The following is an 18,751-nucleotide window of genomic DNA, read 5'->3' as shown; positions in this document are numbered from 1 at the left end:
TTCGTCCTCTATGGCTCTTTGATGAGCCCTATCCTAAATGGAGCGTTTCGCTCTCGGTCGGGTTTGGTGACGAACCCATCATTCGATTTGGAAGGCGCTTTGTGGACTGATATCTCTGTATTTCATAGAGCGATCTCAGTGGACTCGTCTACCAGCGATCCCCCAACCTCCTGGGGCTTCACATCATGAGTGCCGCAGTCGACATCATCCAGATCGTCGTGACGATCATGGGTTTAGGCGTCGCTGCGCAAGTCCTCGCAGATAGGCTTCGGATCCCGAGTGTCGTGTTTTTGATTTTTGCAGGCGTCATCGTCGGGCCGGAAGGGCTCGGTCTCATCACTCCCGCAGTCTTCGGAAACGCGCTCCGGGCGATCGTCGGCCTGAGCGTCGCGATCATCGTGTTTGAGGGCGCCTTCCACCTTCGGATCGACCGGATTCGGAGTGCGCAGCGAGAGACGCTTCGATTGATCACGTTCGGGGCGTTTGGATCACTTGTTGGGACGGCACTCGTCGTCCACTACGTTCTTGGGGCGCCGTGGGACATCGCGTTTCTCATCGGAGCACTGCTCATCGCAACCGGCCCCACCGTGATTACCCCGATCATGAACGTCGTTCCCGTCCGTGAACGCGTCGCCTCGACGCTCGAAACGGAAGGCGTCGTCAACGACGTCACAGCGGCCATCCTGGCGATCGTCACCTTCGAGTACGTCTTGGTAGGGTCACGAGGGCTACCGACGCTCGTCCGGGAGTTCGCCGTCCGGTTCGGCCTCGGGATCCTCGTCGGTGCGACGGTGGCGGGCGTCCTGTGGTACATTCTTCGATACGGGAGGCAGGCGGTCGAGAATGCACCCCAGAACGCTCGCCTGATGGTACTCGTCTCCTCGTTGACGATGTACGGGATTGCAGAAGTGCTGGGGGCAGCGTTTGGTGCGGCGGAAGCCGGTATCGCTGCGGTCGCGACTGGTGGGTTCATCCTCGGCAACGCGGATATCCCCTATCGGGATACGATCGAGCAGTTCAAAGGTGACGTCTCGATACTCGTGATCGCGTTCGTGTTCATCACGCTCGCCTCGTTGCTCTCGCTCCGGGACTTCCTCGAGCTGGGTTTCGCCGGCATCATCGCTGTTCTCGCCATCGCCACCATTATTCGTCCAGCGGTTGTTCTCATCAGTACCGTCGGTGACCGGCTGACCGTTCGCGAACGACTCTTCATCAGTGCGCTGGGCCCTCGAGGGATTATCCCTGCCAGCGTTGCGACGCTGTTCGCGCTCGAACTCCAGTCGACGAACCCGACTGCGGCGACGACGCTGGTCGGCATGGTCTTTCTCGTCATCTTCGTGACCGTCGTGTTTGAAGGCGGGCTGGCCCGTCATATCGCCCAGGCACTCGACGTGATACCGATGCGTGCGATCATTATCGGCGGTGGGCGAGTCGGAAGAGAACTCGCAGAACGACTCGAAAGCCGGGGTGAGGAGGTCGTCATCATCGAAAAAGACCAACAGGTGGTCGAGGAGTTGCGCCAGGCAGGGCGTACGGTTCATAATGGCGATGGAACTGAACAGCAGGTCATCGAGAAAGCTGGTATCGAGAACGCGAAAATCGTTGCACTGGCGACGAAAGACGATGACGTGAATCTCCTTGTCGGACAACTCGCGAGAAACACGTACGGAGTCGAGACCGTGGTTGCCCGCGTGAACGAGCCCTCGAATCTCGACGCGTTCGAGGATATCGATATCGAAGCGATCTCGACGTCGATGTCAGTCGCATGGTCGATGGACAACGTCATCGAGCGGCCTGGAATTTCACAGTGGATGCGGGAACTCGACGAGGAAGGCGACGTTCAGGAGATCGAAGTCACATCGAAAGAACACGCCGGAAAGACGGTGTCTGAATTGATAGATGAACTCCCGGAGGGGTGTCACCTGGCGCTGATCAGTCAGAACGAGGTGAACCGACTCCCGGAGCCCGACGATCAGATCGAGATGGGCGACCACTTGACGCTCATCGGGCGAAAAGAGGCCGTTCGCGATGCGATCGCGTATTGTACAACGTGACACGAGTACTGAGCGCCCCTGAAAAGTAAGGGTTCACAGAGCAAGAAAAACTAGGCCGCTCAGGACCACGACGCCAAGTACGATGGACACCAGCCTTCCCAACCGGTAGGTGCCGAGAACCCACGCTAACACGGCTTTCACAAAGGTGTTTGCGATGGCCGCGATGACGATTCCCGTCGTGGCGACCTGCGTCGAGACTGTTCCCTCGGCTGCGAGTTGACTCAACGTGATTGTCATCGCATCGACATCGGCGAGCCCGGAGAAGAACGCGGTCGCGTACACCCCTGACGCACCGAACCATTCGTTGGCGTACTCCGAGACGAGCAACACGGCCGCAAATATGGCCCCGAAGAGGAGGGCAGGCCGCAGGCGTAACGGATTCTTGAGTTCCTCCGGTTCCACTGTCTCGTCGGATGCGGTTCGCCAGTACAACACCCCAGCAGCAGCCACCCCGACAACAGTCATCGCTCCTAACGGGAACGCAACGCTCGGGAGCAAGTCAGGGTTGACGACTGCGATCTCGATGAGTGCTCGCGGGAACATCACGATGGAGGCGGTGACGACCGCGAAGGCACAGACGTGATACAGCGTCGCGTTCTGGGTCGTCTTCTCGGCCATCGAGACCGTCGTTGCCGTGGACGAGACAAACCCTCCGACGATCCCCGTGAGGGCGATTCCGCGTTCGGGACCGAGCGTTCGTCCGAGGACGTATGCCACGAATCCAAGGCCAGTGACGAAGACAACCATCAACCAAATGAATCTCGGATTGAGGCCGTAGAGGGCCTCAAGCGACCGGTCGGGAAGTGTCGGAAAAACAACTAGAACGACGAGAATGAACTTCACCGACGCCCGCCGTTCACTCTCCTCGATCCGATCGGCGAATTCGTGGACGGGTCCTTTCACGGAGAGAAGGACTGTGACGGCACCTCCAACGATGATCGCGATGATCGCGCCGCGGTCGGAATGCATTGTCATTGCACCGAGGATGACTGTCACGAGCGCGGCCACGAGCGTCGTCAGACCGATATCCTCTTGATACCAGATTTTCCCGACGTACGCGACTGTGAGTGGCACGACGAGTATCCCAAATGCGAGGGGAAGCACAGCTGGGAAGAACGCCTGAACGAGTGCCCCATAGAGTGCGATCAGCGGAAACGTCCGACTCCCGGCGAAGGTTCCACCGGATTCGCTCTGTTCGCGTTCCAGACCGATGAGCGCGCCGAGGCCACCCGCGAGGAGAAGATGTAAGACGACTTCACTGAGGGGCGACGTTAGAGGATCGACCATCGCTCAGGAAATCCCGTCCATGGATTGTCTGGGAGTGCGAGTCATTTTGGAGATGGGAGTGATCGTCCTTCGTCAAGACATCATATCGGTTTCTTAAAAAGAGTGTAGGTCTGGCAATAGTCCGGTCATCAGGCTGATCTTCGAGTTCGTCCTCACCACCTCGTTAATGAACTCTTGTGGGCTGGAAATGAGTGCGAGACCGGCAATAAGACGGAGGCTACGCTTGCGCGGGATCATAATGCCCTATTACCGAGTCTCGTAGTAAATAAGCAAGGAGATGTAGTAGCCACTCGACACCCGACGGTACCGCTACTCCCGCTGTCCAACCGTGATAACGGGCACGGGCGCAGAGCGAACGGTCTTTTCGGCGACGCTCCCGAGTAGAATTCGATCAGTCCCGCGTCGCCCCGTCGTCCCTATCACCACGGCGTGGATGTCACTCGATTCAATCGTGTCGAGTATACCCTCGATCGGTGTCCCGTGTTCGATGTGCCGGACGATGTTCGTGACACCATGTGTCTCTGCCCCGGAGAAGAGGTCGTCAACGGCATCAGTCGCCACCTGTTCTCCTTGCCGTCCCGCTACAGTCGAGCGAACATCCAAACCGAGCGACGTATCATCCATGACCGATAGCGCGTGAACGGTCGCATCGAGAGACGCAGCAAGTGAGAAACCATGCTCGGCAGCGTGGCCTGCACCGGCACTCCCGTCGGTCGGGATGAGGATGTTCTCGTAGGGGAACACCAGTTGCTCGTCGGGCTGCATCCGCACCGTGAGAACGGGGACAGACGCCAGACGGACGACCTTTTCGGTGACACTTCCGAGAAGGTATCGTGACACCCCCTTCCGGCCGTGGGTTGGCATCACGATCAGGTCGTAATCGTAACGCTCGGCATACTCGACGATCGTCGGCGCTGGATTCCCCTGGACGATGTCGGAATCGTAGTCCGCTCCGAGCGTCTGCAGTGTCTTTTCTGCTTCCTCGACGATGTCCTCGCCCTCCTGGACGAGTGCGTCGACGACCCGGGTTTCGACGACGGTGACGCTATCTCGTGTCGTATCCGCGACAAAGAGAACGTGGATGGTAGCGTCGGCCCAGTGTGCAATTTCGGCGGCGTGATGTAGTGCTTCCGCAGCCCCATCGCTTCCATCGAACGGGAGCAGAATGTCTTCGTACATCTCTACTGTGCGTGACTACGGGAATCACGTCGAAATGGTTTGTCACCCACTCGATTCCGGCTCGCGAACCCACATCACCGGAACCGGCGAGTTGTAAGTCGGACTGTGGAACAAGCGTACTCACGAGTTCCATGATAATTTGCGCGTGATAGGCTGCCTCCGGCCGATCCACCTTCTCAAGTATTGCTACGCTATCTGCTGAACAAGCGCCTTCTAGAACACATGCTAACGACGAACACTATCGGAAATCCCAGCGCATTCGCCAACACTACTCGTACTACAACAGATACGGTGGGAGTGGGATTCGAACCCACGAGGCCTCTCGGCCACCTGCTTTCCAGGCAGGCACAATAGTCCGCTCTGTCATCCCACCACTCACGATGTTCGCTGAGGGAGGAGTGCGTAAGGGGGTGTTGCTATTCATATCATCCAAAATATAATGTATCAGAGCCATTCGTAAAGTACTCCAAAGAAACGCTTCTATCTGCCGCTTCGGCTGGACTATCGTCAGTTCGCGTTCGTTTTGACTCATCACTTCGGGTTGTGGACCGGCCCCGTCTATGCCTCCGCGGTTTCGCTCTATCCTCCGTTATCGACGACTTCGAAGAGTTTGCGCCAGTTCTCGTCATCCTCGCTTTCGGGGAGTGAGTCACGCAGTTGCTGGAAGTCCGATTCCGGAACCAGCGTGTGGACCAAGTCAATGATGACGCGCGCGCGTAGTAGGCTGCGTCGGCCGGGTCAGTCTCCTCGATCTCGCTGACACGTGAGACGAACTCCTGCCAGTCGAAGCGCTGACCGTGTTCGTGGACTGCTCCAGTCAGGTACCAGTTTATCTCCATCGGAAGCGAGGCGGCGAGATCCTCGGCATTGCCCTCGGGAAGACGCTGGCCCAGCGTCAACAGCGTTGCCCGGATTGCTCGTACCGTCTCGCCGGTGCCAGGAAGTTCGAGTCAGTGCTGGACTTCGTCGATGAATTCGTCGAATTTCATACGGTCGATGTTGGTCGGGGACCGACATCAATCGAAGTGTGCTTTCCCACCGCTTGAAAAGGGATAACAGCTCTTTATCGCGCTATTATAAACTACACAGTATGAGTGTCGGTCACGAAGAGCTTTGGAACGCCATCCAAGAGCGATGTGTGGCCCTGGAACCGGGAACCGAACTGGTGACACCGCTCTCGAACCGACCGTTTCGAGTCAGGGAAATTTCGACCGATCGGCTCCAGATCCGCTTCGACGATAGTGGCGAGAAGCGTCCGCTCTGGCGCGAGCAGTTCGAGGTCCTCACCGATCGCCTGGCGGAGTACCGACTCGCCGTGGCTGAACTCCCGCCCGGGGTCGAACCATACGCGACGATGTTGACACTGTTGGCTGATTTCAGCGTCGAGGACGACGAAATCGCCTACGTCCCCGATCCGGAGATGGGCGGGGGGAGTCCATATCTGATCTCGCCGGCGGACGCTCGTACTCGTCCAGAGCGCCTCCACGACGATGCGATCCTGCTGGCAGATTTGCTCGATACGATGGAGCCCGTCGATCCCGAGACACTCGAGACAGGCACGCTAACCGATCTGTACGTTCTCCTCTCGGACGTGCAACACGAGGCGGACCGTCTCCGACAAACGGCTCGGGAGTCACTTTTGAGCCGTCTCGGGCCGGATCAGGAACTCCACGGCAGGTTCGGTACTGTACGCCGGACGACCCGCGAGCGCCGGCGGCCAAAGGACGACGAGACCATCTTCGACGCTCTGGACAAGCACGGGATTCCCAGTGAATGGGTACTCGGGGTCGATCCCGACAAGCTCGACGTCGTTTTGACCGCGACTGATCTCGAGGAAGACGAAGTATACGACGTTGAGGAACAGGCATATGTCCAGAAGACCGAAGTCGAAGAGGACGAGAAGTATTCCCGACTGCAAGGGCTCGCGGAGCGTATCGAGGAGCTTGATGAGGAGAAAAGCGATGATCTGCGCGAGGATCTACGGAACCTGGAGGCGCGACTAGACGAGGCGCTGTCGGCGTGACGGAATTGGGCAGTCGACTTCCCATCGAACCGCGGTGTCGGAGGCTGATACGGGACTCAATTCGTCGATCAGCCCATCGGAGCGATTGTTGTGGTGATTCAGTCCACGACGATGGAGCCTTTCATCCCGAGTGACAGGTGTGGTTCACAGTGGTACAGGGCGATGCCGGACTCATCGAACGTAGACGAGTACTCGTTGTCGGCTCCTCCGACTGGTTCACCGGAACTGAACTCGTAGTCGGATTCGCCGATCTGGTCGTCCGGTTCTGCTTCGACGTTGTGCTGGCCTCCCTCGCCGGTCCAATCCCACAGAACCTCAGTTCCAGCCGAGACAGCTACCGCGGATGGTCCGTACGCAAACCCGTCGTCCCCGGCTCCGACGTCGATAGTCACATCGCTCTCGTCACGGAGATTCACGATCACCCCATCGTAATTATTGGCCGCGTCTCCGATATCCGTCTCGGTCATCCACTCATCGACGGCGGGATAATCACTCGCTGGAATGGTGTCAGCACCGTTCCCGTCTCCGTTACCATTGCCGGCACAGCCGGCCAGTCCTGTTATTCCGACGGCCGAGGAGGCACCGAGTATTTTGAGAACAGTTCGTCTGTCTGCCTCGGTGAAAGGTGACTGAGTCATCTTCGAACGAAGATACCACAGCCGAACATATACCCCCATCCCGAGTTCTTGTATGTTAGGAATCAGAGGAACAGTATTGTAATTGATAAATTTGGCTGACGTTCCCGTACAATTCAACACCCGCTGACAGAAATGATATTTCATCCAGTGACATCCGTTTCAGAAGCAGTAAACTACGAATATCGTGAAGTTGTTAATAATTCACGTAGTGGTAGATAGAACCTGAGATGTTCCCGACCGAGGTCTCCTGGTGTTGGTCGGTGGGATCCGCCAGTATGGACCGCCCGAGCGACGAGGTAGTTGTAGCCGAAGGTGAGTCCGAAATACTCTTCGACGAGGCGAGTGGAATACTCAGACGACAGTCCATCGTAGATAGCCCTGCCTTTCGTCAGCGCAGTTTCACATCCTGGCTCGGGAAAGAATTCCCGGGCGAAGAACGCATAGCGATCCTCCCATTCAGAGAATCGAGGCAGCACATCGTCGATAGGTGCAGAACTACCATTCCCGAGAGCTTCGTCATTAATTTGGTCAGCGAATGGTTTGATCGAACGCCACTCGGGTGCGGGCGCGTTTGATGTGCGCTCGTGATAAAAGTCGATACAGCAGTCCGGATACCCATGTAACCGTCCCTGATACCGTTCGAAATTATGGAATGAATCACTCGGAATCGCGTCGATATTTTTCTGGATTACATCTTCCGGCGTTACGGACTCCTCCTCCCGAAAGAAATAGATGCGTGCCCCATAGTGGACCCGGTCTCCCGTGTGCAGCCATTCCGGAACGACGAAACACTCCCCCTGGAACTGACGCTTGAGACGGTTTATTTCCGGGATACGCTGTAACTCTCGGCGAAACTGTGTCGATGCAGTCCATAGGCCCTCCTCCGTGAGTGCATCCAGGTCGACCTCGATGCTTCTGTACGCACGTCTCGATTCTCGGAGATCTCGCACCCGTTGTCCGCGACTCGAGTTCGAGGATCCATCGGTCGCGCCGTCAAATATCTTAATAGCTCGTAGTTGCCCGGACAAATACGTATCGTCGAGCTGGACGCTCGCTCCGCGTCTTTGGCCAGCGAGAACTGCATAACCGTCCAGGGCAGTGAACGTCGGAAGGGTAGCGATATCGCGCTGATGGCCCATTATCTTGCGTGTCCTCTTAGACTCCGGCGTGTACGTGTTCGGCGTCGAATCTGATTCTTCCTATTAGTGATGGTCAATGAATGTAGCGTGCTATCGTCAGAGTGGATTTCACTCACCGTCTTCCGAGTTGACCGAGAAGCGGACCCATTTCCCCTTTTCAGTGGTGTCGATGCCGACGGCCTCGTTGATCGGACACTTCTGGGTTGTGCCGGTGACGAGGAGAATCGCTCCTACGACGAGTGCGACGCCCCCGATGACAGCTCCAGCAGCCCAGTAGCCGGTGAGAGCGGCAATACCGGTGATAACTACGATGGCACCGATGATGATACGCCCGATTCGATCGATCCCGCCGACGTTCTTGTCCATACGTGTTCGGATACTAGATTTATCGAGCGGGGATATTGTTAGCAAGGGTCCTTCCCAATCACTTGGAATCACTGTAGCGCCTCGGCGAACCAGTCGGCCGCTACGTCCGCGACTTCTTCGAGTTCACCTTCACCTTCGAAGAGGTGTCCCGCTCCCTCGACGACGTGCAGTTCCTTCTCGCAGGAAAGTTGGTCGTAGGCCTCGCGATTGAGTTCGAGTACCTGCGTGTCGGCGCCGCCGACGATGAACAGCGTCGGCATCGTGATCTCGTTGAGGACCTCGGACGCCATGTCGACGCGCCCCCCGCGTGAGACGACCGCGTCGATATCGTCTTCCAGACTATCCGCCGCTCGGAGTGCAGACGCCGCACCCGTACTGGAGCCGAAGTAGCCCACGTTCAGGTCACGAGTGGCGTCACGCGTCCACAGCCACTCGGTGACGGCTACGAGACGATCCATCAGCAACGAGATGTCGAACCGATTCTCACGAATTTGGTCTTCTTCCTCGGTCAGCAGATCGAACAGGAGGGTTCCAAGCCCTCGGTCGCGAATGACCTCCGCCACGAAGTTGTTGCGCGGGCTTTTCCGACTTGACCCGCTCCCGTGGGCGAAGACCACCAGGCCCCTCGCTCCGTCCGGAACGTCGAGGATTCCCTCGAGTTCGACATCGTCGACCGGGATATGGACGAGATTCTCGGTCGTCTGGGACATACTGACCCCGACACCCGCCGTGGTCATCATTCACACGGTCATTCCGAGTTCGTGAGAACGGTCACATGTTACAGGCCGCTGTGGCATCTCTTTCTATTGAGGACTCATGCCAGACTCTTCCCGATTCAAAGACCGTACTGAGGCGGGAACACAACTCGGAGAAGCGCTCAGCGAGCGGGAGATCGACGTAGATATTGTGCTCGCTATCCCTCGTGGGGGGCTCCCGCTCGGACGAGCCGTCGCCGACGTGCTCAATGTCCCGCTCGATATCGTCGTCGCGTCGAAGATCGGCGCGCCAGGCAACCCGGAGCTGGCCATCGGTGCCGTCGCCAGTGACGGCAGCGTCTGGCGCAACGGAGAAGCCGTCCACGGGACGGGTGCTGACGAGGAATACTTCGAACAGGAGCGCGAGCGGGAAGCCGAGAACGCGCGTCAGAAGGCCGATCGCTACCGGGGCGAGCGATCCGAACCCGACCTGACCGGGAAGACCGTCGCCGTCGTCGATGATGGAGTAGCCACGGGTTCGACCGTCAGAGCGTGCCTCCAGATGCTCCGGAAAACCGACGCCGAACGCGTCGTGCTGGCGGTCCCGGTTGGGCCACCCGACACCGTTCACGAGTTACAGGAATTGGCTGACGAGGTGGTCGTCCTCGAGACACCGAGTCGCTTCATGGGGGTCGGCCAGTTCTACGAGCGCTTCGACCAGGTTTCCGACGAAGAGGCGATGGAATATCTTGCAGGAGAACAGTGAATGTTGCTTTCGAACGGTCGTTTTCCGGATCTCGGATACGACCAGCGGAAAGGCGATCCAACCGTGTCCTGCTTCGGACGTGATACAGGTGGTTGATCGTCGGATTTATCCGGTCCGAAGGTCGGATTGTTTCTCGGATTACTCTCCTACCGGGTTGCTTACTACTCCGTTTCACTGGGCGTCTCAATGATGCGTCTGAACGCACGTCGCTCCCCGAGGTGACGTCGGAGATAGCGGTAGATGGGGAAGAGGTACTCTTCGATACGACCGGAGACGCCACTCGTGCTCGCGTGAATCAGCAATGGAACGTTTGAGGAACGGGCGAGATCGATCGTTCGGTCGGGCGTGCTGCCGAACACCCAGCGTCGGAGCCGGCGGTCACGGGTCGCCCCAATAACCAGAAGTCCGCCGTTTCCAATCGTCGTCGAGACGAGCCCTTCGGCGACCGTGTCGGCGGTCACGTTGTGTACGTGGAGCGACTCGATCTCCATGAGGGCCGAGACGGTTTCGTCGACGGGTTCGGCGGTCCCCCCCGTCTCCGGAGTGACGCTGATGACGTGTACCTCGGCACCCTGCTCCCCCAGCCGATTCACGATCGGCAACAGCGCGAGATGGTGCGGACCGCCCCCGGCACCGATGTTGATGGTCGAGAGATCGTCGATGGCGTCCACATTGCTCGTGAAGAACACACCACACGGAGCGTTGTATTCGACGGTTTCGGTGATTGTTGGGTGCTCCTCTGGGTAGCCCATCAGAATCTGATCAGCCTGGTCGTCCCGGGCCGTCTGGAGGATGTCGAATGCGATGTCCCGACAGACGTGTCCTTCGACAGTGTATTCCACGTCGACGTCGGCTGCGGAGAGTTGCTCTTCGATTCGCATGGCTCGTTCCTGGGCTGTCTCGCGGACCATTTCGTTCGGCGTCTGGTCGGGGATATGCGTGACGTTCAGGATCTGCACCAGCGGCTCGGTGCCTCGTCCGCGACTCAACATCTCCGCGAGCCGTACGTAGGGAACAGCCCGCTCTGGGCGTGCAATCGCGACGAGAATCCGAAATCGTTCTGACTCCGCTTCCTCGGCCTCACCACCGGCTGGGGCACCGCTGGTCGTTGTGGCGGGAACGCCGGGAGGGACGACCCTCTCGACGAGTTCTTCCACGTGGGGAGCACCGCCCCAGACGAAATACGCGACGAAGAGTCCGAGAGTGAATACAGCGCCAACGACGACCCCGACGGGTGGAAGGTTCAAGATAAGCGCGAGATTGGCCAGTACCCCTACCACGGGAAGTGCGGGAACGAGTGGCATCGAGAACCCTCGCTCGATATCCGGATGGTTCCGGCGGGAATAGATCAGCGCGATGTCTACCACGGCCAGGGGGACGAGGAGATTGAACGTGGCGAACCCGGTGAGTGATTCGAGGCCGAGGGAGTGGACGCCGAGCAGTCCGTGCTCCGAGAAGAGTGTGATGAACGCAAAGATAAGGAGGCTGATCGTCGCCGTCGCCGTCGTCACGCTCCAGAACGGCGTGCGATAATCGCGGTGAATCCGGGCAAACTGCCGGGGAGCGTGTCCCTGGCGGCCCATGAGCGAGCCGATCCCGCTCGCGGCGAGGATTGACGCGTTCGAGGCGCTCACCATCGAGAAAACGGCGCCAGCGACGATGAGCAACTGCCCCCACGGTCCAAGGAAGGATGCTGCCACGGTCCCCATCGCCGTCTCTCCCTGTGCGAGCACTTCGCGGGGGACTGGCGCGTTCACCATCGCGATGATGACGAGCGCGTACAGAACTGTGACGGTGACCATGCTTGCGGCGATGGAACGGGGGACGGTCCTTCGAGGTTCGATAATCTCGCCCGCGCTCGCGGCGATGGCAGAGAAGCCGAAGAAGGTAATGAATGCCAGCGCGGCGACCGAGACGATGCCTATCGGTTCGACCTCGACGCTCGATACGAACGTCGCAGTCGCCTTCGTCGGTCCGACGAACGCAATCGCTCCTCCGATGAAAGCGAACAGGACACCGACCTTCGCACTCGTTACAATGAGCTGGAACATCCCCGATTCCTCGGTTCCACGAGCGTTCAGCATTCCGAGTGTTAGTGCAGCGAGAATCCCAACGCTTCCGTGGGGCAAGACTTGGAGCGACTCCGGGAGGATGAACCGGAAGAACCACTCGTCCATCGTTGCGAGATAGAACGCCGTTGTGCCAGTGTATCCGAGAAAGAGTGACATACCGACGCCATATTTGAGGCGGTCCCGCTCTTCGAAGGTCCGCGAGCAAAAGAGGTAACCCCCACCGTTTTCGGAGTAGATCGACGCGAACTCGGAGTAGGCTGCAGCGGTGATTCCAGCGACCAGCGCTGCAAGCACGAACGCGACGACGGCGCTCGAACCGATCCGGAACACGGCTGTTCCAGAAAGCGAGAAGATCCCCGCCGCGATCATCGTCCCTAGCCCGATCGCGAACGCGATTTTGAAATCAAGTGTTCGCGTGTGCTCAACCATATAGCCGTTCTGTTAGTTTGTCTGGCTAATAAACGAGCAGGGGGATTCCCACTGCGAGCCACCACTCTCCGTCAGCACACGTGCCGAAACAGTAGGTACCTAAGCGAACGGAGATGACGAAATGGCCCGGAAGAAAGGGAATTCGTTCGTTACCAGGGACGAAACAGGCCTATCAGTAAATTTCCACCTCGGTCACCATCCGACGAACGAGCTCCGGTTCTTGGAGGACGTGTCCTTCGTCATCGACGTTTCTGGAGCCGATCTCCTCGGTCAGGACGGCTGTGTCGTAGTAGATGTCGTCCGTTCCCTCGGCTCGATCGACCCTATCGGCCGGATACATGACCGGGGCCTGCTCCTCACTGGTCACCGCGACCCATATTCTCGGCGATGAACACGCGCTCGCTCTCGACCGGTTCCGTACCATCTCTGAAGTAAACGGTCGCCATGACCGAACCGAGACACCCATCTATTATCAATATCTCCGTCCGTTACCAGGGACTGAGTACGAGGATCTCTCCATCCCCGTCGCGACCTCTTCAAAGCCTGGTGCTGGTCCCCCTCACTTTTCGCGAGCGCCCTCGTATCCTCGAATATGGTAGTTGAATTCCGGAACCCGTGTCAAGATAGCGTTCACAGCGACCTATCCAGACGGAGAACTATTCGACACATCCTCGCAGGACGTAGCGGCCGGATACGAGGTCGACGCCGACAAACGCTTCCGACCGATCGTACTGGAGGTCGGCGCCGAGCCCACCATCTCGTCACTCCAGGAGGGACTGTTCGGCATGGAGGTCGGTGAGACGAAGCGTATCGAGACACCACACGAGGACCTCCAGATCACGTACGATCTGGCCGAGTTCGAAGCGATGGTCGGGGAGCCCGCCGAACCCGGGCAGGAAATTCACGCAAAGACCGGTCTGCTGGGTGAAGTCGTCGCTGTGGACGACGAGATGGTTCGGGTAGACTTCGATCCGGAGCGGTCGGGCCAGACGTTGACCTTCGATGTCGAGGTCCGTGAGATCGAATAGAGAAGATACCACTGACAAACCAACTTTCGTCATGGGCTTCACACACAGAAACCTCTAGAGGTTAACTCACCCTCTAACGAACATCACTCCGATGCTCGTCCTTGGTGACGCCCATGCGGATGAGCAGTCGAACCGCAGAGCGTTGTTAACCGCTTACGAGGAGGCCGATACGGATACCGCTCTCCAGGTGGGTGATCTGCTATACTACGACCTTCCGCTCCCAACGTGGTTCATCGCCGGCAACAACGAGGATCTTGACATCATCGAATCGCTTCGAACCGGGAGCGACTCTGACCGTACGACGAACGTGCATCTCCTCGCGAGCACCGCTGTCGAACTCCATGGTATTCGAGTCGCTGGGCTCTCGGGAAACTACGCCCCCACGCAGTTCGACAAGGGCCGTGCTGAACTCCAGGATGACCGCCGACGTCACTTTGTCAGAGAGGACATCGAACGCGTGATGGAGCTTACCGAGGTCGACGTTTTCCTTACACACGAGGCGCCACACGGTCTGCTTCAGAGCGATGGATACGATGTCGGTTGTAAGTACATCGATAGGATCTTGAGAAACCTCAGTCCTGACCTCTGTCTGGTCGGCCACCACCACGAGCACGTCGAGAGCGCGTTCGGCGAAACGACGGTCGTCTGCCTCGCTCCGGTCTGGGAGAGCTATTATATCCTCGATCCGGAGACGGTCGCACTCGAACGTCACCCATCACCGTAGACATAATCGTCGCGTTGCACTTCGCCTCCATTTGCACGAGTCAAGTGGTGGTTACTCACTCTCGATCGAGACGTTCTGGGCTCCCAGGTCGGTCGACGAGTCACCTCTAGACCGATCATGCATCGCTCTCGACGTCGGGGTCGAATGGACTCCGCTCCAGATAGAGGAATTCGATCAGAAAGATCGAGACGAAGATGCCGAGAATCCAGAGCAGTATTTCGACATCGGTGAGATAGAGGTGATAGAGGACGATCGGGATCGCGACGCCCGTTCCAACGAGGCCGAGCGCGGGAATGAGCCGGTTCGACCATGTCACGTCGGCGAGTTGGAGGTTCGTGTAGTTCGTGACGGCGAACGAGAGAAGGAATGCGACAGAGCCGAACTCGGTAATCTGCTTGAGCGAGCCGAGGGCGGCGAACACAGCTGTGAGCCCGCCCATGATGAGAAGCGCATACACGGGAATCCCCTCCCGATTTCGGAACGAAAAGGCCCGAGGGAGCGCCCCCTCCGTCGAGATTTTGTGGACGAGCCGAGCCGTCCCAAAGAGGGTTGCGTTGATCCCCGAGGAGGTACTCTTCATCGCCGAGAGGATAACGAGGACGAACCCGGCGGCACCCAGAACAGGGATATGAGACACCGCTTCGGCGAGTGCCACTTCCTCGTGAGCCACGAGCTGCTCGGGCGTCAGGTGAAGCGTCGCCATGAACGAAACCGAGACGTAGATCAGAATCGCGATGGTGATGGCGACGTACATCCCGACCGGCAACACTCGCTCTACGTTCTCGATGTCCTCGTAGTCATACACCAGCAGCTGAAACCCCTCGTAGGAGACGACGATGATCGCAAACCCGGTGATCGGGCTGACGACCCCCTCGCTGAAGAAGTTGATCGCCATCACGCTCCCGTCGTAGAAGACGATCCCCAAGACTGCGAGGGAGAGCAAAATTGCGATCTTGATGTACACCGCGATGTCCTCGAAGAGGCCCGTTTCGTTGACGCCCTTCAGATTGAGCCCGACGAAGCCAGCGACGATCAGGATAGACATAATCGGACGAAGATACTGTGGGAGCGCGATTCCGAAGACTGCCCGGGCGGCCGTGAGAGTGTATGCACCGAACGCAAACGCGTACATCGCCATCACGCCGACATAGCCGACAACAAGTACCCACCCGACGTACGCAGCCACCGTCGGACTGTCGACGACGTGCTCGACGAAGGAGAAGACGCCACCGTGCTCGCCAAAGTGCAGGGTGAGTTTGAGATAGGAGTAGGCGGTCAGCAGCGTGATGACGCCCGCGATGAGATACGATATCGGGACGGCATTCACGGCCTGTGCCATCGCGACGCCGAGCACGGCGTAAATCCCGCCCGAAACCATTCCACCGACGCCCATCGCGATGACCTCCAGCAACCCGAGTTTCCCCGGTCGGCTGCGTGTCAGGAGTGATCGAAACGAATTCATATCACGTTACAATCATTCTTTCGTCCGGTCCCCGTGACGCTAGATTACTGTGACGTTTTGATATGCCGTCGCACGGCATAGAATCCTAATGGAAATCCCACGACCCGATCACGCGAACGGATGGCCTTCCTCCCGATATACGGAGGATATCGGGACCACGGGGCAAGAATCATAGTGTCTATTCGTTACGATCAGTGGTCACGGGGCGTACGTTCCATCGAGTTGCGTTTCGGTGATGACCTTCACATCCATCGCTGATTCGAGCTGATCCTTCGTCGTATCCGTATCGACATCAAGCCGCTGGGCGAGCGCGAAGAGTCGGAACCGATACCTGTGTTCGCGGTCCGGCGGATTCGGGCCGCCGTATCCCTGCTCACCGTAATCGTTCCGTCCTTGAACCGCTCCAGGGCGTTCCAGTCTTCGGGGATCGTCGACGTTGTCGGGTCGATATTCCAGACCACCCAGTGATCCCAGACCTTGCCGGCCGGCTCGACAGCATCCGGGTCGTCCATCACCAGCGCTAATGACTTGGTCTCCTCTGGTACGCCGTCGATTTCCAGTGGCGGATTCACGTTTTCGGCTGTGTATCCATACTCAGTACTTCACGAAACTTCCTCGGCTAACCACCTCTGAAGCTTAAGTTCCGTGTCGAATCGACTCCACTATCGATCTTGACGAGGGGGTCACCGGAAGATCAAGAGAAGATCGTCGCTGTCGGCGGCGATCCGCCGCCGACGCGACAGCCTTGCCACTCACCGCAGGGGCGTACTCGATCGGTCGTTACCGGACGAACCGGTCGTCCGGCGGTCGGTTTGCGGGGACGGCCCGACGCGTCGCGAGGGCCGTCCACGCTGCCCGTCGGATCATGTTGGTGAACTCCTTATACGACCACTCCCAGAGGCGACGCCCGCCTCGGCGGGGCGTCGCCACATACTCCCAGTGCAGATACCGCCACACGTTCTGTAACAGCAAACTCACTACGACGTACAGCAGCCGTACCGCCGGATCCTGTGTCGTAGTCGTCGCAATCGTTTGCTCGGAGAGTCGGTAGCTGGCCTCGATACCGAAGCGTTTCGCGTAGTGGTATCGAGCGTCGCGAGGAGAATTGATGAACGGCGCGTCAGCGGCGTAGCCGTGACGCGCCACGCCATGTTCGTCGTATCGTCCGTTCTGGTAGGTACAGTCGATGTAGACGGGAAACTCGACGGTCCAGCTGTGACCGTCGAGTTTCGCCGTCATGTCGTGGTGAATCACGCGACTCCAGCCCTCGGAGAGTTCTTGCTTGATCGACTGACCCCACCGGATAATCGGGATGACGTACGCGTGGTTGTGCGCCTGCAGCAGCGTGAGACACTTGCTGTCGTAGAATTCTCGATCGAGGTAGACGGCCTTGACGCCGAGGTCAAGGCCGTCAAGGATACCGAGAAACTCGGCGAGGACGCTGCTGGCGGTGTCGCCGTCGACAAGACGGCGCACCGCCAGCGTGTAGCGTTTGTTCTTCACGCGTGCGTACAGCGTCGCGTACGCGTGGAATGCGGTTGTTCCACGCTTGGCTTCCGAGTGGTAGAGGCCCTCTGTGCCGTCTTCGTCACCGTAGTAGGGACGCAGGTGGAGGTCAGCGACGACCTCCACCTGCTTGGGAAGGGCATCGAGAATATCTCGCTGGAGGAGTGTGTTTCCGACTCGTTCGAGCTGTTCCAGCTCGAACTTCGTCCGAAGATGATAGAGGACGGCGTTGGCACGAGGGGAGTTAGCACTATTCTCACAAAGTGTCGAGATTGAGGTCCCGTCGGCGCACGCGCCGACGAGGACCTCACAGATCTCTTCCGACGTTATCTGAGCGTTCTCACCGAGAGTGATCGAAACTTCCTCGTCAAGGGTGTTGACGAGGAAGTTAAGAATCTGGTCCTCATGGAGTCTACTGTCTGCTTGCTGGGTTCTAAGCACACCTTCCGCAAGCAGACGTCTCAACTAACCGGCTTCGTGAAGTACTGATACTTGTCTGGAATCGGATCACCGTTCGCAAACGCCGGGCTCGTCAGCTGTAGCGTTGTCATCAGTCCGCTGCGGAAATGACATCGAAGATAAACTAATCCCGTCAAACCGAACGATACAGATTTCTACGAGACCCGGCAGCTGGAGTTCAATCTGACTACTGACGCCCAGAAGACCAGTTCTCACAGGAGCAGATCCTCGGACAGGTAGAGCTCGTCGCTAACGACCGCTATACGTTCATCACCGACGCACAGGAGATCACGGTAGAGTTCACGCAGAATCCGTTCGACGTCGAAGAGTTCTACACACATCTGGGCTTCCCAGCGTATCTCTCAGAACGAGCAGCGAGTGACGCCAGAGCGAACGCATCAACTCCGTTCGAGATCGATATGTGGACGCTCCATTCGGGAGCCACGTATGCCTTGACGCACTTTTTCACTGGAAAAGAGGGGTTGGCACCCGACGGATACGTCAGAGCGGCCAACGACCTCCTGTTCAATCCTGAGGCGAGCCTCTCACAGGTCGAACAGTCCTACGAGCGGGAGGCAGAGTCGGAAACCGACGGCGCCGGACAGACCGAACTGGAACGCCAGTTGGCACTCGCACAGATCGAGCGTGTCAGCAACGATGTGCAGGAGAAAGCGACCCAGTTCGAGGATCGTGAAGAGACGCTGCGGGAACGGTTCGCCGACCCGGTGGAGTAGCTCTGTCAAAACAATCAACTTTTGATATATGTGGGGTGATACATACAGAGTGTGTATCTCGCAGGAGACAACTCTATAAGAGAGCTCGTAACTCTTCACGACCGTTCGCGTCGCTCTGGACGTTGTAGCTAATTGCTGGTGTGATTCGAGAAACGGAGTGAGTGGTTTCGTTCAAACGCTACGATAGAGT

15 protein-coding genes, 1 tRNA gene and 3 pseudogenes are annotated in these 18,751 nt (G+C 58.2%); 6 read left to right on the top strand and 13 right to left on the bottom strand.

The window, feature by feature from the left end; genetic code table 11:
- The first annotated feature begins 185 nt into the window (after positions 1-185).
- Positions 186-2,054, top strand: a complete 1,869-nt coding sequence (locus NKJ07_RS21325) for a cation:proton antiporter domain-containing protein (protein ID WP_318570572.1) — start codon at positions 186-188, stop codon at positions 2,052-2,054.
- Positions 2,055-2,087: 33 nt separating this feature from the next.
- On the opposite strand, the gene NKJ07_RS21320 is transcribed toward NKJ07_RS21325, so the two are convergent.
- The 4 genes and pseudogenes from NKJ07_RS21320 to NKJ07_RS21305 form a co-directional block, all read right to left on the bottom strand.
- Positions 2,088-3,341 (bottom strand): MgtC/SapB family protein, encoded by a 1,254-nt coding sequence (locus NKJ07_RS21320; RefSeq protein WP_318570571.1) that lies wholly within the window; start codon positions 3,339-3,341, stop codon positions 2,088-2,090.
- Positions 3,342-3,650: 309 nt separating this feature from the next.
- Positions 3,651-4,520: a universal stress protein gene (locus NKJ07_RS21315; protein WP_318570570.1), complete on the bottom strand. Its 870-nt coding sequence runs from the start codon at positions 4,518-4,520 to the stop codon at positions 3,651-3,653.
- A 289-nt stretch (positions 4,521-4,809) separates the two neighbouring features.
- Positions 4,810-4,893 (bottom strand) — tRNA-Ser (locus NKJ07_RS21310).
- Between the two features lie 162 nt (positions 4,894-5,055).
- Positions 5,056-5,509: pseudogene (locus tag NKJ07_RS21305) on the bottom strand (DUF2267 domain-containing protein); the annotation flags it as partial.
- Between the two features lie 101 nt (positions 5,510-5,610).
- Between NKJ07_RS21305 and NKJ07_RS21300 the strand changes: the two are divergent.
- Positions 5,611-6,543: a DUF7983 family protein gene (locus tag NKJ07_RS21300; RefSeq protein WP_318570894.1), complete on the top strand. Its 933-nt coding sequence runs from the start codon at positions 5,611-5,613 to the stop codon at positions 6,541-6,543.
- Between the two features lie 98 nt (positions 6,544-6,641).
- On the opposite strand, the gene NKJ07_RS21295 is transcribed toward NKJ07_RS21300, so the two are convergent.
- The 4 genes from NKJ07_RS21295 to NKJ07_RS21280 all read right to left on the bottom strand — a co-directional run bounded on the left by NKJ07_RS21295 (position 6,642) and on the right by NKJ07_RS21280 (position 9,396).
- Positions 6,642-7,181, bottom strand: a complete 540-nt coding sequence (locus tag NKJ07_RS21295) for a halocyanin domain-containing protein (RefSeq protein WP_318570569.1) — start codon at positions 7,179-7,181, stop codon at positions 6,642-6,644.
- Positions 7,182-7,354: 173 nt separating this feature from the next.
- Positions 7,355-8,131, bottom strand: a complete 777-nt coding sequence (locus NKJ07_RS21290) for a hypothetical protein (protein WP_318570568.1) — start codon at positions 8,129-8,131, stop codon at positions 7,355-7,357.
- Positions 8,132-8,428: 297 nt separating this feature from the next.
- Positions 8,429-8,686, bottom strand: coding sequence for a YgaP-like transmembrane domain (locus NKJ07_RS21285; RefSeq protein WP_318570567.1), 258 nt, complete (start codon positions 8,684-8,686; stop codon positions 8,429-8,431).
- Between the two features lie 68 nt (positions 8,687-8,754).
- Entirely contained in the window at positions 8,755-9,396 is a 642-nt protein-coding gene (locus tag NKJ07_RS21280) for a dienelactone hydrolase family protein (RefSeq protein ID WP_318570566.1), read from the bottom strand.
- Between the two features lie 106 nt (positions 9,397-9,502).
- On the opposite strand from NKJ07_RS21280, the gene NKJ07_RS21275 reads away from it, so the two are divergent.
- Positions 9,503-10,147 carry a phosphoribosyltransferase gene (locus NKJ07_RS21275; protein ID WP_318570565.1) on the top strand — a complete coding sequence of 215 codons (645 nt, stop codon included), beginning with the start codon at positions 9,503-9,505 and terminating at the stop codon, positions 10,145-10,147.
- Between the two features lie 161 nt (positions 10,148-10,308).
- Here the strand turns inward: NKJ07_RS21275 and NKJ07_RS21270 are convergent, their stop codons facing one another.
- Together NKJ07_RS21270 and NKJ07_RS21265 are read right to left on the bottom strand one after the other, a co-directional pair.
- A complete protein-coding gene (locus NKJ07_RS21270) occupies positions 10,309-12,648 on the bottom strand; it encodes an amino acid permease (protein WP_318570564.1) in 2,340 nt (779 codons plus the stop codon).
- A 172-nt stretch (positions 12,649-12,820) separates the two neighbouring features.
- Positions 12,821-12,988 carry a hypothetical protein gene (locus tag NKJ07_RS21265; protein WP_318570563.1) on the bottom strand — a complete coding sequence of 56 codons (168 nt, stop codon included), beginning with the start codon at positions 12,986-12,988 and terminating at the stop codon, positions 12,821-12,823.
- 259 nt (positions 12,989-13,247) lie between these two features.
- Between NKJ07_RS21265 and NKJ07_RS21260 the strand changes: the two genes are divergently transcribed.
- Positions 13,248-13,676, top strand: coding sequence for an FKBP-type peptidyl-prolyl cis-trans isomerase (locus tag NKJ07_RS21260; protein WP_318570562.1), 429 nt, complete (start codon positions 13,248-13,250; stop codon positions 13,674-13,676).
- A gap of 91 nt (positions 13,677-13,767) precedes the next feature.
- Entirely contained in the window at positions 13,768-14,400 is a 633-nt protein-coding gene (locus NKJ07_RS21255) for a metallophosphoesterase family protein (protein ID WP_318570561.1), read from the top strand.
- A gap of 115 nt (positions 14,401-14,515) precedes the next feature.
- Here the strand turns inward: NKJ07_RS21255 and NKJ07_RS21250 are convergent, their stop codons facing one another.
- The 3 genes and pseudogenes from NKJ07_RS21250 to NKJ07_RS21240 all read right to left on the bottom strand — a co-directional run bounded on the left by NKJ07_RS21250 (position 14,516) and on the right by NKJ07_RS21240 (position 17,809).
- Positions 14,516-15,862: an APC family permease gene (locus tag NKJ07_RS21250; RefSeq protein ID WP_318570560.1), complete on the bottom strand. Its 1,347-nt coding sequence runs from the start codon at positions 15,860-15,862 to the stop codon at positions 14,516-14,518.
- A 198-nt stretch (positions 15,863-16,060) separates the two neighbouring features.
- Positions 16,061-16,455: pseudogene (locus NKJ07_RS21245) on the bottom strand (YbhB/YbcL family Raf kinase inhibitor-like protein); the annotation flags it as partial.
- Between the two features lie 187 nt (positions 16,456-16,642).
- Positions 16,643-17,809 (bottom strand): ISH3 family transposase, encoded by a 1,167-nt coding sequence (locus NKJ07_RS21240; protein ID WP_318567202.1) that lies wholly within the window; start codon positions 17,807-17,809, stop codon positions 16,643-16,645.
- A gap of 236 nt (positions 17,810-18,045) precedes the next feature.
- Here NKJ07_RS21240 and NKJ07_RS21235 point away from each other — a divergent pair.
- Positions 18,046-18,561 (top strand): annotated as a pseudogene (locus tag NKJ07_RS21235) (hypothetical protein); the annotation flags it as partial.
- Between the last annotated feature and the right edge of the window lie 190 nt (positions 18,562-18,751).

The sequence above is a fragment of the Salinigranum marinum genome, assembly GCF_024228675.1.
Classification (GTDB): domain Archaea; phylum Halobacteriota; class Halobacteria; order Halobacteriales; family Haloferacaceae; genus Salinigranum; species Salinigranum marinum.
The sequence above is the reverse complement of the archived record's forward strand: the minus strand, read 5'-3'. Positions and strand labels throughout refer to the sequence as shown.